Raw genomic sequence first — 14701 nt, forward strand, 5'->3', positions numbered from 1 at the left:
CTAAAATGCTTTGTGGAAGTCTATTGTTCAATTACAAAATAAAAGATTCATATAAACTTTTACCCTTAATCCTATTAAAGTTAACTAATTTTCAAACCTCTTCATTATTTTGAATTTAATTATCATTGATTGACATGAAAGCAATAGCAGATAAGAAAAAACAGCATAACATCGGTGAATACATCCTATATATGTACCAAATGGAAGACCTTCTGAGGGCATATGAATTAAATTTGGATGACATCAGACAATATGTTGTGTCCCACTATCCTATTTCAGAAAAAGAGAAAGAAGAAGCCATGAACTGGTTTGAAGAATTATGTGAAGACATGAAAAGTCAAAACATTACCGAAAGGGGACATTTACTAAATACCCAAAAATTAGTTTACCAATTGGCGGAATTACATTGGTCCTTACTAAAAAGAGATAAAGACTATTTTATAATCTATCAAAAAGCAAAACCATATGTTTTCCAGTTGGTAATGGAGGCAGGTACTTCGGTCCCTGGAAATGAAATCCAGATATGCATTAATGCAGTTTATGGACTTTTGTTGGCGAGATTAAAGGGAAGAGATGTACCACAAAGCATCCTGGAAGCAACAGATGCTTTTGGCAATGTCTTAAGTTACCTAAATTGGGTATATTTTAAGGAAAATAAGGATATGGTATAAGCAAGGAATTCAATCAAGAAACTCATAAATACTTCGGTAGCATCCATTAAGGTCTATATAATCCAGGAATGCATGATAAAAAGGATGAACACTCAATGTAGCACTGTCCCCAATTACTACCAGTTTTCTTTTTGCCCTGGTGAGCGCAACATTCATTCTCCTGGTATCAGCCAAAAAACCAATTTCCCCCTTTGAATTTGACCTGACCAAACTGATAATGATAATATCCCTTTCCTGCCCCTGGAATCCATCAATAGAATCAATAGTTAATAAATCCGAAAACGATCTTAGATTGGGAAAATTGTAGGTTTCGAATAAAAACTCATTAAATTTCCTCACCTGTGCTTTATACGGAGCAATAAGGCCAATATTCCAATCATTGGTTTTGATTTTTGCTATACCGGTTCTTTTGACTAATTCTTCGAGAAATTTTAAGGCAAAATTTGCTTCTTCTGAATTGAAAGTACTTAAGGACTCTTCCTCTAGCTGCTCCATGTAGCCACTTCCTGCGGTATCTATAAACTCCAAAACAGGTTCATCAGGGTTGAGATAATGTTCCTGCGTATTTTCCGCAGCCTTTAGTCCTCCTCGGTAGAAAAATTGATTGGAAAAACCCATGATCAATTCCGGCATCCTATATTGTAATGTCAGCATTTTGGAGGCATGAGGCTGTCTTTTTATTATTTTTTCAAATAAAGTTTCGCTTAAACCACCTTTGGCGGCTTCATAGGATTTTATGGTTGGTGGCAATTGGCAATGATCCCCTGCCATCACCACTTTTTCAGCTTTTTGAATGGGTATCCAAGTGGCAGCTTCCAGTCCCTGCGCAGCTTCATCGATGAAAACAACAGGGAATTTCATCCCTTTAAGGGCTGGATTTGATGCTCCCACCAAAGTAGAAGCAAAAACTTTTGTCTGCTGAAAAACATCATAGGTAATATATTCCTCAAGATGTTCTGCTTCTTCTTTACATCGGTTTGCCTCATCAAAAAGCCTTCTTCTTTGCATGCGTTCTTCCGGTCCAAAAGACCTTTTGTATTTCTGTCCAAGTTTGCGGTACTCATCTGCCTTCTTCTTCAGTTTTTTAAGATCCTTGTAACTTTCGTGCATGGCAATTTTGGCATCAAGGGTTTGACTTAAAATATGATCTTCTACCCTTGCCGGATGACCTATTCTTATTGTATTCACTCCTGACCCACTAATTTTTTCCACCAATAAATCCACTGCTGCATTGCTCGGGGCGCATACAAGGACTTGTTTAAATTTTTCCACAGCCCTTTTTATGGAGGCAACAAGCGTGGTTGTTTTACCTGTACCAGGAGGACCATGGATAATCGCAACATCTTTTGCTGATGACACCAACTGTAATGCTTCCTCCTGGCCTGGATTTAATTCTACAAATAGACTCTCCGATTTTTCAAAGAAAGAAGCTTCTTTTTCCCCTAATAAAATTTCTTTTAACTCTCCTAACCTACTTTTTTCAGATTTAATCACTGCTTTCAAAGCAGACTCCATTTCCCGGTAACTTGCCTCATCAAATAAGAGATCTATTCCAATTTTTCCTTTATGAAGCCATTCCGGCAAATCCTCAACCTGGAGCGTGATGGTCATTACATCTTTTTTCACCTGGTTAATGACTCCATTGATCCTGAATGATGGCGAAGAATGATTTTCAAAATTGGAAAAAACTGAAACAGATTTACCGGATTGGAACATGTGGCTTTGATTATGATCAAATCTTTCCAAATCTATAATCCACCTTTCACCAAAACCCAACTTTGATTTTTTTAATTGAACAGGGTACCAACATATCCCCTCTTCTTTTTTGTCTGATATTGAGGTGTATAAGAATTTCTTTTTAAATTGATTCAAATCCTCCTCCCATTCCTCTTTTAAAAGTTTTAAAGAATTTTTTAATTCCTCGTGGATATTTGGCATGTTTAATTAAATTTAACGGTGAATTTAATTATAAATCATCACCCCAAGTACTCTGTTTTAATAATACTGTGAATTATCTAGCACACGCGTATCTGTCTTTTGGTGAACCAAAAGTATTGGTCGGGAATTTTATTGGAGATTTTGTGAGAGGATCAATTGAAAAATCCTATGAGAAAGAAATTGTCGTTGGCATTAAACTTCACTGGGCAATAGATAAATATACCGACAACCATCCCGTAGTCAAGGAAGCCCAGGAAATTTTGAAACCTGAATATGGCAGATATTCCACTGTGATCACAGATATGTATTTCGATTATTTTTTAGCAAAATACTGGAAAAATTACCACCATTTACCCTTACAGGATTTTGTACAGGATGTCTATGAAACCATAGACAGTTTTAGGGATGTAGTCCCTGAAAAATTCCTAAAAACCTTTGCCTACATGAGATATTATAACTGGTTGGGAGGATATGGGGAACTGGATGGAATAAGGAGGGCTATGACAGGTATGGCAAAAAGGACTAAATTCCAATCTAATTTGGAAACAGCCCATATATTTTTAGATGAACATCATGAATTTCTGAGGATTCATTTCGGGGATTTCTTTGAGGACCTTGTAAGTCATTCAAGAAGTAAACTCATTGAGCTTAGATCAGAATTAAAGCCTGCATGATTTATTGTAGACCAAAAACCAAAACTTATTTAGCATTGGGACTGGTCGTTGTGGTTCTGATCAGTGGCTTGATTTATATACTCAACCATTTCGCTACACAAAGGAGTTTTGGCATAGCTTTTTATTTAATCGCATCAGTAATATTGACTTTAGCCATTTTACTTCTTTTAGTGAAAATGATGGCTTCCTATAAATTTATTTCAATAGGGAAAGAAAAAATTAATATACGACTCCCATTAAGGGGCAAAAGTGTTTCCTATGGATTGGAACAGGTAATGCTTTGGGATGAAGAAAAAGTAATTTCCAATAAAAGGGAATTCAAACAGCTTACTTTAGTTTTTGAAGATAAGGATTCCTTTACCCTTAGCAATCATGAGCATTCGAATTATGATGAATTTACCAATTATCTCTGGAAAAAAATTCCCAAAAAGCATGTGAATAAACTTAAAAAAATTAAAATCTTACAGCAAAAGCCCCAGTAATTGCGGTATTTCCTTTGCTGAATTTTGCAGCCGGCAAGGGGAAAATTGCTTCAGGACTTGCAAATTGGCGGATTTCTATTCGAAACAAAGAGTTTTTCGCCAATTGATAATCCAAATTAGCAGAAAATCCTGTGACCCTCATCCCCTCATTCACAATCACAGCATTTGGGTCTGAATAATATTCATACCTGCCGGCAAGAACAAATTTCTCCCCAATAGACCTTTTCACGGAGGCGGTAATTCCATACCATTCATTGAAATCAACAAATTCGGCTTCCTGAATACCATAATCCACACCCAAGGTTAAACCCCAATTATTTTTCTCATATTGGGTATAAAAATTATTATAAAATCTCAGTATTCTATTCAGATCAGCACCTTCATTTCCAAAATAATTAGCATAATGAATGACCATTCCTTCAAATGGTCTATGATCTATCCCTAAGCCCAATCCAATCCCTTTTTTCTTGTCCTGCCTTTGCACATTTTGCCATCCATTTGTTGCCCAAAAAACAATATCCAATTTAGGTTTAAATTCGTAAGTGATCCTTGCACCCGTCAGAAAATAGGGGGAATTATCGGCCAATATACTTCTTGACAAATGCCAACAATCCATACCATACCAGCTTTCAAACCCTATATGAGAAGGCATTATACCCATATCAAACCAAATTTTCTTATGCAATTTGATTCCTACGGATGCCTCATTTATTACCTGCCCCCAAGCAGGTTCGTTAGCCAGATTATATTGCGCATAATTTCCTCCCATTAAGGCCAAATTCGCTCTTATTTTCTCTGATTCATAATTAGCTTTAAGTAGGGCTAAATTGATATTGAACTCATTGTGTCTGGCATAATTATACAAAAAGTCAGGTCTCTGGTTATTTTCAGGTTGGTTAAAATCATAAGAATAATAAGTTTCAATATATCCACTAAAGGTTACTTTGCCCTGTTCATCTTTTTGGGCAGAACTGTAGAAGGGTATAATAAAAAATAATAGAATGAAAGTCCTTTTCATGTTGGCCGAAAAAATAGACCTGGCAAAAGCACCAGGACTATTTTTATTTCTTTGTTCTGAAGTTTAAATCATATAAATCAATACTTTCTTTGATAATTTTATAAGCCTCCTCTTTTCCTAGGAAATCCTCCACTTTCACTTCTTTACTTTCTAATTTTTTATAATCTTCAAAGAACCTGTGCACTTCCTTCATCAAATGTGGAGGCAATTCATCAATGTCATTGATATAATTGACCGATTGGTCATCTGCTGCAACTGCAATTATTTTATCGTCTGCCTCCCCCCCATCTATCATTCGCATCACACCTATTACTTTAGCTTTAACCAGAGTCATAGAGGGTATATCAATTTGTGAAATGATCAAAATATCCAAGGGGTCTTTATCATCACAAAAGGTCTGGGGAATGAACCCGTAATTCGCAGGATAATGAACAGCTGAAAACAGAACCCTGTCCAATAGCAGCATACCCGTCTTTTTGTCCAATTCATATTTCCCCTTGCTACCTTTGGGTATCTCTATAATCCCCATCACATATTCAGGGGCTTCCTTACCTATTTGCACATCGTGCCATGGATTTATCATAATAAAAAACTGTTAAGATTTTTTTGATTTATTATGCAAATTACTTCCAAATACCTTTTTAACAAAGAATGGTATCGTTTTTGAGAACTAAAGATGCTAAATAATTCACGCTACCCATTAACTGTCATTAAATGACTAAAATTAAACACCCAATTATATCCTCTTGAATAAGGATTACAAATTCCAATAATCATGAAGCAAGTATTTCAAAAATCTTTTTTTGGTAGTTTGGTAAACCTGTGAAATAAGAAAAAATGATTAATCCATATTCCTGAAAATCAAGTATCAAGTAAGATATTGTCTTATTAAAACCAAAAATCATAATGCAAATTCATAAATATTTCGATATTTGGGTTAATAGTTATCAAAAATGGCTCATTTGCCAACAAAATTCAACATTCACCCAACCAACTACGTTATAAATTAAGCAGCCAATGATGTCTGAGATGAATCAAAGAAAGATTAAAATTTTATATGTTGACGATGAAGAAATTAATCTCCAGGCATTCCGATCTACATTTAAGAAAATTTTTGATCTTTTTCTTGCCGGGTCAGCCAATGAAGCCAGAAAAATTTTGACCGATCATGAAGTTGATATAATAATCGCAGACCAAAGAATGCCATCTGAAACAGGATTAAATTTTTTCACCTCAATTAGTTCTAAATATCCTGAGCCCATACGCATCCTATTGACAGCCTACACTGATATGCACTTGGTTACAGAAGCAGTTGAAAAAAAACTCATTTACCATTATTTGACCAAACCCTGGGATGAGGCTTATTTCAAAAACATCATTGAAAATGCGTATGAATCATATTTTTTGCGGAGACAAAACAAGTTTTTAGAGAAGCAGCTAAAAGAAGCAAGGGAACAATTAGAAACGCTTTCCAAGCAAATTGAACTTTCTTAATATCTTGCTGCCAAAAGCAGCTGCAATTCTTTATGGTTCATTGAGAATTTCCTTGCCAAATAAGCATTGGTCAAGCTACCTCTGTAGGTATAAACACCTTTCATGAACCATTTATAATTAAAAATCATTTCCTCAGCACCTCTTAAATCTGCCATTTGAAGCAATATTGGTGTAAAAATATTGCTCAGAGCTGCAGAAGCTGTTCTTGCTACCCTTGAAGCAATATTGGGGACACAGTAATGTATCACACCATGTTTGAGGTAGGTCGGATTATCATGAGTGGTCATTTCTGCGGTCTCAATACATCCTCCTTGATCTATACTTACATCGATTATAATACTCCCATCCATCATGGCCGCCACCATTTCTTCACTGACCACAATCTTATTTTTACCTTTTTCGGCCCTTAAAGCCCCGATCACCACGTCTGCTTCCTTCAGTGCCTGCCCCAAGGTATAGTTATCAATAGTTGAGGTGTATACTTGTTGACCTAATAATTGTTTTATCCTCCTCAATTTGTAGATATGATTATCAAAAATTTTTATACTAGCCCCAAGGCCCAAAGCAGTCCTTGCTGCATATTCCGCTACTGTTCCTGCACCGACAATAACTACTTCTGTGGGAGGAACACCGGTAATCCCCCCTAGAATCAACCCTTTCCCATCTTTGACACTGCTCAGGTATTCCGCTGCAATCAACATGACGGTGCTCCCTGCAATTTCACTCATCGCCCTAACTACAGGCATACCACCCACTTTATCTTCCAGATTTTCAAAAGCTACAGCTGTAATCCTTTTTTTATTAAGGCCATGAATAAATTCTGAATTTTGCTTTCCCAATTGTAATGCTGAAATCAAACAGGACCCGGGTTTCATAAATTCAATTTCTTCATTGCTGGGAGGCTCAACTTTTAAAATCACATCGGCTTCAAAAGCCTCCTTGGCAGAATAAACAACTTTAGCTCCTGCATCTGAATAGTCTTTATCGCTGAATTTAGACTTTGCTCCTGCATTAGCCTCAACAATTACCTGTTGACCGTTATTTACCAATAAGCTAACAGCCTCAGGAGTCAGGACAATACGTTTTTCCTGCAAAGCAGTCTCTTTGGGAATTCCAATTGCCAGAGAATTTTTGGAAGTTTTCACCTTCGACAATGACTCTTTTGGATAAATCCCTATACTTTCTGTTAACTCAACCATTTCTCTTGCCGTTTACAACCTTTTCTAAGGTGATAGTTCTTAAATCACTTTCATCGACCTTGATGGAGATTAAAGCAAAATCAAGGGGTAAATATTCCGCGATTTTCTCAGCCCACTCCAACCAACATAAATGACCGCTATCTAAATATTCATCAATTCCGATTTCCAAAACCTCCTTAGGATCCTCAATTCTGTAAAAATCAAAATGATAAAATATTTCATTCTTAAAATTTCTATACTCATTAACAATGGAAAAGGTAGGACTTGAAACCAAATCCCCAATTCCAAAACACTTGGCGATGGCTTTGATCAAAGTTGTCTTCCCAGCTCCCATATCTCCTTTGAATACCCATAAATGTTCCCCAGTACAATAACCTATAATTTCTTTTGCCACCTCATCGATCTGATGGATGCCTACATTTTGGATAATTTTCAAAACCAATCAAATATTCTTTGGAACAAGATGCACAATTGGAACAATTATTTCTTCCAAAGATACTCCTCCGTGTTGAAAAGTATCTTTGTAGTAATTTACATAATAATTGTAATTGTTTGGATATGCAAAGAAATAATCTTCCACGGCAAATACATAACTGGTGGAAACATTAAATTTTGGAAGTTTGGCTTCTTCGGGTTTTAAAACTTCAAAAACCTTTCCGCTTTCATAATTCAGGTTCTTTCCCTGTTTGTATCTTAAGTTGGTAGTAACTGTTTTGTCCCCCACTATTTTATAGGGTCTATTCACCCTTTTTGTTCCATGATCGGTGGTCACGATCACCTCAGCATGGGCATCATTGATCTTTTTGAACAACTCAAAAAGAGTGGAATGTTCAAACCAGCTTTTTGTCAACGACCTATACGCAGATTCATTTGGGGCTAACTCTCTTATCATTTTCATATCCGTACGGGCATGTGACATCATATCGACAAAATTATACACCAGTACATTTAAATCATTGTTAAGAAGGTTTTGAAAATGATCCAATACGGCTTTACCTTGATAGGCTTGAAGTACCTTATGATAGCTGAATTTTACATTGAGCCTGTTTTTATGGAGGTTTTCACTTAAAAATTCTTCCTCCTTGTTGTTTTTTCCTTCTTCAGTATCTTCCCCCTCCCACAGTTCTGGATGAAATCTGGCCATCTCTGATGGCATCAATCCGCTGAAAAGTGCATTCCTTGCATAGGCCGTAGTAGTAGGAAGAATACTAAAGTAACAAGACTCATCCTTTATGTTAAAATAATCTGTAATCAAAGGCCTGATTACCTCCCATTGGTCCAACCTTAAATTATCAATTACTACAAAAAACAAAGGTTTCCCAGTATTTAAATTAGGGAATACCTTTGTTTTCATGAGTTTATGCGATAAAATAGGTGCATCTGATTTGGCATCGTTCAACCAATCCAAATAATTGTTCTTAATAAATTTGGCAAAACTGGAATTTGCCTCAGTTTTTTGGGTATCAAGCACTTCCTGCATGCTCTTGTTCTCAGTCTTGTCTATTTCAAGTTCCCAGTAGGTCAATCTTTTATAAATATCTGTCCAATCCTGGTAATTGGAGGCCTCATCACAGGCGGTACTGATATTCATAAAATCCTGCCTGTATGAAAGATTGGTTTTCTCTGATATCAACTGCTTATTCTGAAGTATCTTTTTTACCGAAAGTAGAATTTGATTGGGATTGATTGGTTTAATCAAATAATCCGCAATTTGTCCCCCAATGGCATCATCCATGATATGCTCTTCCTCACTTTTGGTAATCATGACAACAGGAATTTGAGGTTTGAGTTTTTTAATCTGCTGCAGGGTTTCAAGCCCCGTCATGCCCGGCATCATTTCATCCAAAAAAATAACATCAAAATTATGCTCCTCCACCATATCGATGGCATCTAAACCACTATTGACTGTGACAATTTCATAACCTCTTTGTGTCAAAAAAAGAATATGGGGTTTTAGCAAATCGATTTCATCATCCGCCCATAGTATTTTAGATTTTTGCATAATTTTCAGTTTAATTCTTTTAAAATTATAATTACTTTTGAAACCAATCAAATGTCAAAGGCATTGAAAAGCCACAAAATTATTAATGATCCGGTTTACGGATTTATTACGATTCCGAGCGAACTGATTTTTTCCATAATCGACCATCCCTACTTTCAAAGATTACGACGTATCAAGCAACTTGGTTTAACGGACTTCGTCTATCCCGGTGCATTACATACCCGCTTTCATCATGCGATCGGTGCAATGCACCTGATGAGTATAACATTGGATAACCTTCGAAATAAAGGAAATGACATCTCTGATCAAGAATATGAAGCAGCATTAATTGCCATTCTTCTACATGATGTAGGACATGGCCCTTTTTCCCATGCTTTGGAATTCAGCCTTTTGCAGAATATCCCCCATGAATCCTTATCCCTTTTAATCATCGAAGAACTAAACATACAATTTGGAGGCCAACTTGAACTTGCATTAAGAATATTTAAGAACCAATACGAAAGAAAGTTTTTCCATCAATTGGTTGCTAGTCAGTTGGACATCGACCGGTTGGACTACTTGCAAAGAGATTGTTTTTTCACAGGGGTTTCTGAGGGAACAATTGGTGCCGATAGGATTATAAAAATGATGAATATTAAAAATGATCTACTTGTCGTCGAAGAAAAGGGTCTCTACAGTATTGAGAATTTCCTGAGTGCCAGAAGACTGATGTATTGGCAGGTTTATCTCCATAAAACCACTGTTTCAGCTGAAAAAATGCTCATTAATTTAATCATGAGGGCCAAAGAAGTTCAACAAAGCAGGGGCAACCTGAAAGCCACAGACGAACTGCTTCATTTTTTAGAACATGATTTCAGGTTGTATGATTTTCAAAATTCAAGTGAGATTTTGCAAAAATTCCTAGCTCTGGATGATTTTGATATCTGGGGAGCCATAAAATTATGGAAAAATGAATCTGACTATATTCTAAGAAACATTTCCAAAATGTTTTTGACCAGACAACTTTTTAAAATAAATTTAAGAAACGAGGTATTCAGTGAAAGCGAAATTGAAAGCTCCAAAAAGAAATTACTTAAAAAATTATCCATAGCGGAACGGGATTTCCACTATTTCTTCACCCATGGATCAATCAGTAATCACGCCTATTTGACAAAAGAAAGAATTCTGATTTTGACAAAAAAAGGCAAAATTATTGATGTAGCACAGGCGGCTGATTTACCAAATATCAAAGCCATGAGTAAAATTGTAAAGAAGCATTATATATGCCAGGCTAAAAGTATAATTTTGTAAACTCATATCCCTAATCTCAAAAATGGAATTCAATTTAAACCAAATCGCAGGATTAATTCATGGAAAGGTAGAAGGTGATGGAAACCAAACGGTCAGCCGAATAGACAAAATTCAGGAAGGTCAGCCAGGTGGCATCAGTTTTTTATCCAATGAAAAATATGAAAACTTCATTTATGAAACCAAAGCTACAGCAGTTATAGTTTCTGAAGATTTTGTTCCAGCAAAACCCATTTCCTGTAATTTAATTAGGGTTAAAAATGCATATACTGGTTTTACTCAATTACTGGAAGCTTATTCCCAAATGACAAAAAAAAGTAGCTTTGGTGTTGAGCAACCTTCGTTTTTTGGGGAATACAGTATCCAAGGTGAAGGAGGATTTCGAGGAGCGTTCTCTTATATAGGGAAAAACTGTACCCTTGGAAAAAATGTCCAAATCCATCCTCATACTTATATTGGAAACAATGTAAAAATTGGAGATAACACCATCATTCATCCCGGTGTAAAAATCTGTAGCGATTCTGTGATAGGAAATAATTGTGAAATACATCCTGGTGCAGTAATTGGATCAGATGGTTTTGGCTTTGCTCCTCAGGAAGATGGAACCTACAAAGCTATTCCACAAATCGGAAATGTAATTATCGAAGATGATGTCAGCATTGGCGCAAACACCACTATTGACTGTGCCACTATGGGAAGTACTATCATCAAAAGAGGGGTGAAAATTGATAATTTAGTGCAAATTGCCCATAATGTAATTATTGGTGAAAATACCGTTATCGCCTCTCAGACAGGGATTTCCGGTTCAACTGAAATTGGTAAAAACTGTGTGCTCGCAGGTCAGGTAGGAATAGTTGGACATATAAAAATCGCAGATAAAACTATTATCGGAGCGAAAACAGGAATCTCTAGAAGTATTGATGTCTCGGGGAGAACCCTATTTGGCCTGATCGGATTTGACATTAAAGATTTTATGAAATCCTATTCCATATTTAAAAATTTGCCTCAACTCCAGGATAGAATCAAAGAACTGGAAAAAAAACTTTAACTTTGTGGGCTATTTACCAAAGAATTGATTGAAATCCGATGAGGGCAAAACAACATACAATTAAAAAACAAGTAACTGTATCAGGTGTAGGGCTTCATACAGGTGTAATTTCAAACCTGACCTTTTTACCTGCTCCCCCAAATCATGGTTTTAAATTCCAAAGAATCGATATTGAGGGGATGCCGACAATTGATGCAGATGTTGACAATGTAGTGGATGTTTCCAGAGGAACAACTTTGGAACAAGGTGGAGCCCGGGTTTTTACCGTAGAACATGTACTTGCCGCCCTTGTTGGTTTAGAAATAGACAATGTGTTGATGCAGATTGATGGACCGGAACCACCAATTTTGGACGGGTCTTCCATTCAATTTATCGATATCCTTGAAGAAGCCGGCGTAGAAGAACAAAATGCCTTAAGAAGGTTTTTTGAAGTGCCGGAAAGCATTACATACAGAGATCCTGCGAGGGAAGTCGAACTTGCAGCCCTTCCTCTGGACGACTATAGAATAACTGTCATGGTGGATTATAATTCTCCGGTACTGGGAAGTCAGCACGCCTCTATCACCAACATCAGTCAATTTAAATCTGAGATTGCTTCCTGCAGAACTTTCTGTTTTCTTCATGAATTGGAAATGCTTTACAATCAAAACCTGATCAAAGGTGGTGACTTGAACAATGCCATCGTAGTTGTAGACAGGATTGTCGAGGATTCAGAATTGGAGAATCTGGCAAAAATGTTCAATAAGGATAAGGTTGAGGTCAGGAAAGAAGGGATTTTGAATAATGTAGAGCTTAGGTACAAAAATGAACCTGCCAGGCATAAGCTATTGGATGTAGTGGGTGACCTAGCTTTGGTAGGAAGACCTTTAAAAGCACAGATTTTGGCTGCAAGACCCGGCCATGCCGCTAATGTAGCTTTCGCAAAAAAACTGAAAAGAGCTTGGGAAAAAATCGGACCAACCCATATCCCCCACTATGACCCAAAACTTCCTCCTGTAATGGATATTGGCCAAATTAGTAATATATTGCCACATAGATATCCTTTCCAACTGCTGGACAAAGTTATTTACCTAGATGATACAGTGGTGGCTGGGGTGAAGAATGTAACGATCAATGAACCATTTTTCATGGGGCACTTTCCAAATAATCCGGTAATGCCAGGAGTCCTACAGGTTGAAGCTATGGCGCAGACAGGAGGGATATTGGTTTTGAGCACGGTTCAGGACCCAGAAAATTATTGGACTTACTTCCTGGGGATAGAAAACTGCAAATTCAGAAAAATGGTGTTACCTGGTGATACTTTGGTTTTTAAATGTGAATTATTGGCTCCGATCAGAAGAGGTATTGCCAAAATGAAAGGTGAAGCTTTTGTGGGAAATACCCTTGTTTGTGAAGCCGTTATGACCGCCAGTATTGTAAGAAAAGAACTATGATAAGTAAATTATCCCATATCCACGAAAGTGCCTTACTTGGCAACGGTGTTCATGTAGACCCATTTACCATGATCCATGAAAATGTGGAAATTGGAGAGGGCTCCTGGATTGGTTCCAATGTAACCATTTATCCTGGAGCAAGAATTGGAAAAAATTGTAAAATATTTCCCGGAGCAGTGATATCAGCTATTCCACAGGATTTAAAGTTCCAAGGTGAAGATTCAACTGTTGAGGTAGGTGACAATACAACTATCCGTGAATGTGTTACCATCAGTAGAGGAACTATTGACAAAAGGACTACTAAAGTGGGAAGTAACTGTTTGTTGATGGCCTATGTACACATTGCTCATGATTGTATGGTTGGAAACAATGTTATTATTGCCAATGCAGTTCAGGTGGCTGGACATGTGTCGATTGATGATTGGGCAATTATAGGTGGAAGCAGTGCTATACACCAATTTGTTAAAATTGGAATGCATGCTATGATTTCAGGAGGCTCTTTGGTTAGAAAAGATGTTCCCCCATATACCAAAGCAGCTAGAGAGCCTCTAAGCTATGCTGGCGTTAACAGTTTAGGCTTGAGAAGACGAGGATTTTCAAGTGAAACCATAAGTCTAATTCAGGAAGTCTATAGATATCTTTTTCTTAACAGCCTGAATAATAGCCGTGCCCTGGAGGAAATAGAAATAAATTTACCGGCAACAAAAGAAAGAGACGAAATCATAAATTTCATCAGATCTTCCGAGCGGGGTGTTATGAAAGGTTATATCAGCTAATAATGATAGAAATCAAACTGAAAGGCCTTGGTAAACGCTTCCAGTATGATTGGATTTTTAAAAATCTAAACTATAACATTTCCAGCGGATCAACATCTGCCATCACCGGAAGTAATGGGTCAGGAAAATCCACTTTATTGAAATGTATTTCAGGTATTAATCCTTTTACAGAAGGACAAATAGAATATAACCTAAATGGGAAAGAGATTCCAGCTTCAGATATATTCAAATACCTGGTGATCAGTGCCCCATATCTAGAATTACCGGAAGAATTAAGTTTAACAGAATTATTAAAGTTCCATTTCAAATTCAAAGACCCCATCCATGACCTTGATTTTGGGGGAATGATGCGCAAAATGTACCTTGAAGAGCACAGGAATAAATCAATATATCAATTTAGCTCAGGGATGAAACAAAGGTTGAAGTTGGGGCTTTGCCTGTTTTCTGATGTACCCTTAGTACTATTGGATGAACCAACTTCTAATCTGGATGAGAAGGGCAGTAATTGGTATCTTGAAATGATCGGCGAATTTGGAAAAAACAAAACCATTTTGATCTGTTCCAATGATTCCAAAGAGTACAACTTTTGCAAACACCATATTCACCTTGAAGATTATAAGCTAATTCAAAAACTTTGATTTTTCTTTCTTATCACTAAATTTACAGTCAGGTTATATAT

15 protein-coding genes are annotated in these 14701 nt (G+C 36.7%); 9 read left to right on the forward strand and 6 right to left on the reverse strand.

Annotated elements, in window-relative coordinates:
- The first annotated feature begins 134 nt into the window (after window positions 1-134).
- Complete coding sequence (locus tag ACFSKV_RS18610; protein WP_380806268.1) at window positions 135-671, forward strand: DUF4924 family protein; 537 nt, start codon at window positions 135-137, stop codon at window positions 669-671.
- 9 nt (window positions 672-680) lie between these two features.
- On the opposite strand, the gene ACFSKV_RS18615 is transcribed toward ACFSKV_RS18610, so the two are convergent.
- Window positions 681-2609: an AAA domain-containing protein gene (locus tag ACFSKV_RS18615; protein WP_380806270.1), complete on the reverse strand. Its 1929-nt coding sequence runs from the start codon at window positions 2607-2609 to the stop codon at window positions 681-683.
- Between the two features lie 68 nt (window positions 2610-2677).
- Here ACFSKV_RS18615 and ACFSKV_RS18620 point away from each other — a divergent pair, with 68 nt between their 5' ends.
- A complete protein-coding gene (locus ACFSKV_RS18620) occupies window positions 2678-3283 on the forward strand; it encodes an acyl carrier protein phosphodiesterase (protein WP_380806273.1) in 606 nt (201 codons plus the stop codon).
- The gene (locus ACFSKV_RS18625; RefSeq protein ID WP_380806276.1) at window positions 3280-3765 is read left to right on the forward strand and encodes a hypothetical protein; all 486 of its coding nucleotides are present in this window, start codon (window positions 3280-3282) and stop codon (window positions 3763-3765) included. The genes ACFSKV_RS18620 and ACFSKV_RS18625 overlap by 4 nt, the downstream gene beginning before the upstream one ends.
- On the opposite strand, the gene ACFSKV_RS18630 is transcribed toward ACFSKV_RS18625, so the two are convergent.
- Both ACFSKV_RS18630 and ACFSKV_RS18635 read right to left on the reverse strand, forming a co-directional pair.
- Window positions 3737-4783 carry a porin gene (locus ACFSKV_RS18630; RefSeq protein WP_380806278.1) on the reverse strand — a complete coding sequence of 349 codons (1047 nt, stop codon included), beginning with the start codon at window positions 4781-4783 and terminating at the stop codon, window positions 3737-3739. The two genes, ACFSKV_RS18625 and ACFSKV_RS18630, sit on opposite strands and share 29 nt — an antisense overlap.
- A gap of 43 nt (window positions 4784-4826) precedes the next feature.
- The gene (locus ACFSKV_RS18635; RefSeq protein WP_380806281.1) at window positions 4827-5366 is read right to left on the reverse strand and encodes an inorganic diphosphatase; all 540 of its coding nucleotides are present in this window, start codon (window positions 5364-5366) and stop codon (window positions 4827-4829) included.
- 434 nt (window positions 5367-5800) lie between these two features.
- Here ACFSKV_RS18635 and ACFSKV_RS18640 point away from each other — a divergent pair, with 434 nt between their 5' ends.
- Window positions 5801-6277 carry a response regulator gene (locus tag ACFSKV_RS18640; protein WP_380806287.1) on the forward strand — a complete coding sequence of 159 codons (477 nt, stop codon included), beginning with the start codon at window positions 5801-5803 and terminating at the stop codon, window positions 6275-6277.
- Here ACFSKV_RS18640 and ACFSKV_RS18645 read toward each other — a convergent pair.
- The 3 genes from ACFSKV_RS18645 to porX are packed head-to-tail and all read right to left on the reverse strand — an operon-like array spanning window position 6274 to window position 9478.
- Entirely contained in the window at window positions 6274-7476 is a 1203-nt protein-coding gene (locus ACFSKV_RS18645; RefSeq protein ID WP_380806290.1) for an alanine dehydrogenase, read from the reverse strand. The genes ACFSKV_RS18640 and ACFSKV_RS18645 overlap by 4 nt on opposite strands.
- Window positions 7469-7912 carry a tRNA (adenosine(37)-N6)-threonylcarbamoyltransferase complex ATPase subunit type 1 TsaE gene (tsaE, locus tag ACFSKV_RS18650; protein WP_380806292.1) on the reverse strand — a complete coding sequence of 148 codons (444 nt, stop codon included), beginning with the start codon at window positions 7910-7912 and terminating at the stop codon, window positions 7469-7471. Before tsaE ends, ACFSKV_RS18645 begins: the two co-directional genes overlap by 8 nt.
- Window positions 7913-7918: 6 nt before the next feature.
- Window positions 7919-9478, reverse strand: coding sequence for a T9SS response regulator signal transducer PorX (gene porX / locus ACFSKV_RS18655; protein WP_380806294.1), 1560 nt, complete (start codon window positions 9476-9478; stop codon window positions 7919-7921).
- 51 nt (window positions 9479-9529) lie between these two features.
- On the opposite strand from porX, the gene ACFSKV_RS18660 reads away from it, so the two are divergent.
- Genes ACFSKV_RS18660 through ACFSKV_RS18680 form a run of 5 tightly spaced genes read left to right on the forward strand, consistent with a single transcriptional unit; the run spans window position 9530 to window position 14660 of the window.
- Window positions 9530-10768: an HD domain-containing protein gene (locus tag ACFSKV_RS18660; RefSeq protein WP_380806296.1), complete on the forward strand. Its 1239-nt coding sequence runs from the start codon at window positions 9530-9532 to the stop codon at window positions 10766-10768.
- A 22-nt stretch (window positions 10769-10790) separates the two neighbouring features.
- Window positions 10791-11813 carry a UDP-3-O-(3-hydroxymyristoyl)glucosamine N-acyltransferase gene (lpxD, locus tag ACFSKV_RS18665; RefSeq protein WP_380806299.1) on the forward strand — a complete coding sequence of 341 codons (1023 nt, stop codon included), beginning with the start codon at window positions 10791-10793 and terminating at the stop codon, window positions 11811-11813.
- Window positions 11814-11851: 38 nt separating this feature from the next.
- Window positions 11852-13246: a bifunctional UDP-3-O-[3-hydroxymyristoyl] N-acetylglucosamine deacetylase/3-hydroxyacyl-ACP dehydratase gene (locus ACFSKV_RS18670; RefSeq protein WP_380806301.1), complete on the forward strand. Its 1395-nt coding sequence runs from the start codon at window positions 11852-11854 to the stop codon at window positions 13244-13246.
- Complete coding sequence (gene lpxA / locus ACFSKV_RS18675; RefSeq protein ID WP_380806304.1) at window positions 13243-14022, forward strand: acyl-ACP--UDP-N-acetylglucosamine O-acyltransferase; 780 nt, start codon at window positions 13243-13245, stop codon at window positions 14020-14022. The genes ACFSKV_RS18670 and lpxA overlap by 4 nt, the downstream gene beginning before the upstream one ends.
- A 2-nt stretch (window positions 14023-14024) precedes the next feature.
- Window positions 14025-14660, forward strand: coding sequence for an ABC transporter ATP-binding protein (locus ACFSKV_RS18680; RefSeq protein WP_380806306.1), 636 nt, complete (start codon window positions 14025-14027; stop codon window positions 14658-14660).
- Window positions 14661-14701: the final 41 nt, after the last annotated feature.

This window comes from Shivajiella indica, from assembly GCF_042683085.1.
Lineage (GTDB): Bacteria > Bacteroidota > Bacteroidia > Cytophagales > Cyclobacteriaceae > Shivajiella > Shivajiella indica.

Coding starts and splice junctions, on each gene's coding strand:
- ACFSKV_RS18640 (WP_380806287.1), top strand. CDS start 5,801: ATGATGTCTGAGATGAATCAAAGAAAGATTAAAATTTTATATGTTGAC.
- ACFSKV_RS18635 (WP_380806281.1), bottom strand. CDS start 5,366: ATGATAAATCCATGGCACGATGTGCAAATAGGTAAGGAAGCCCCTGAA.
- ACFSKV_RS18670 (WP_380806301.1), top strand. CDS start 11,852: ATGAGGGCAAAACAACATACAATTAAAAAACAAGTAACTGTATCAGGT.
- ACFSKV_RS18645 (WP_380806290.1), bottom strand. CDS start 7,476: ATGGTTGAGTTAACAGAAAGTATAGGGATTTATCCAAAAGAGTCATTG.
- ACFSKV_RS18680 (WP_380806306.1), top strand. CDS start 14,025: ATGATAGAAATCAAACTGAAAGGCCTTGGTAAACGCTTCCAGTATGAT.
- ACFSKV_RS18625 (WP_380806276.1), top strand. CDS start 3,280: ATGATTTATTGTAGACCAAAAACCAAAACTTATTTAGCATTGGGACTG.
- ACFSKV_RS18615 (WP_380806270.1), bottom strand. CDS start 2,609: ATGCCAAATATCCACGAGGAATTAAAAAATTCTTTAAAACTTTTAAAA.
- ACFSKV_RS18610 (WP_380806268.1), top strand. CDS start 135: ATGAAAGCAATAGCAGATAAGAAAAAACAGCATAACATCGGTGAATAC.
- ACFSKV_RS18660 (WP_380806296.1), top strand. CDS start 9,530: ATGTCAAAGGCATTGAAAAGCCACAAAATTATTAATGATCCGGTTTAC.
- porX (WP_380806294.1), bottom strand. CDS start 9,478: ATGCAAAAATCTAAAATACTATGGGCGGATGATGAAATCGATTTGCTA.
- ACFSKV_RS18630 (WP_380806278.1), bottom strand. CDS start 4,783: ATGAAAAGGACTTTCATTCTATTATTTTTTATTATACCCTTCTACAGT.
- lpxD (WP_380806299.1), top strand. CDS start 10,791: ATGGAATTCAATTTAAACCAAATCGCAGGATTAATTCATGGAAAGGTA.
- lpxA (WP_380806304.1), top strand. CDS start 13,243: ATGATAAGTAAATTATCCCATATCCACGAAAGTGCCTTACTTGGCAAC.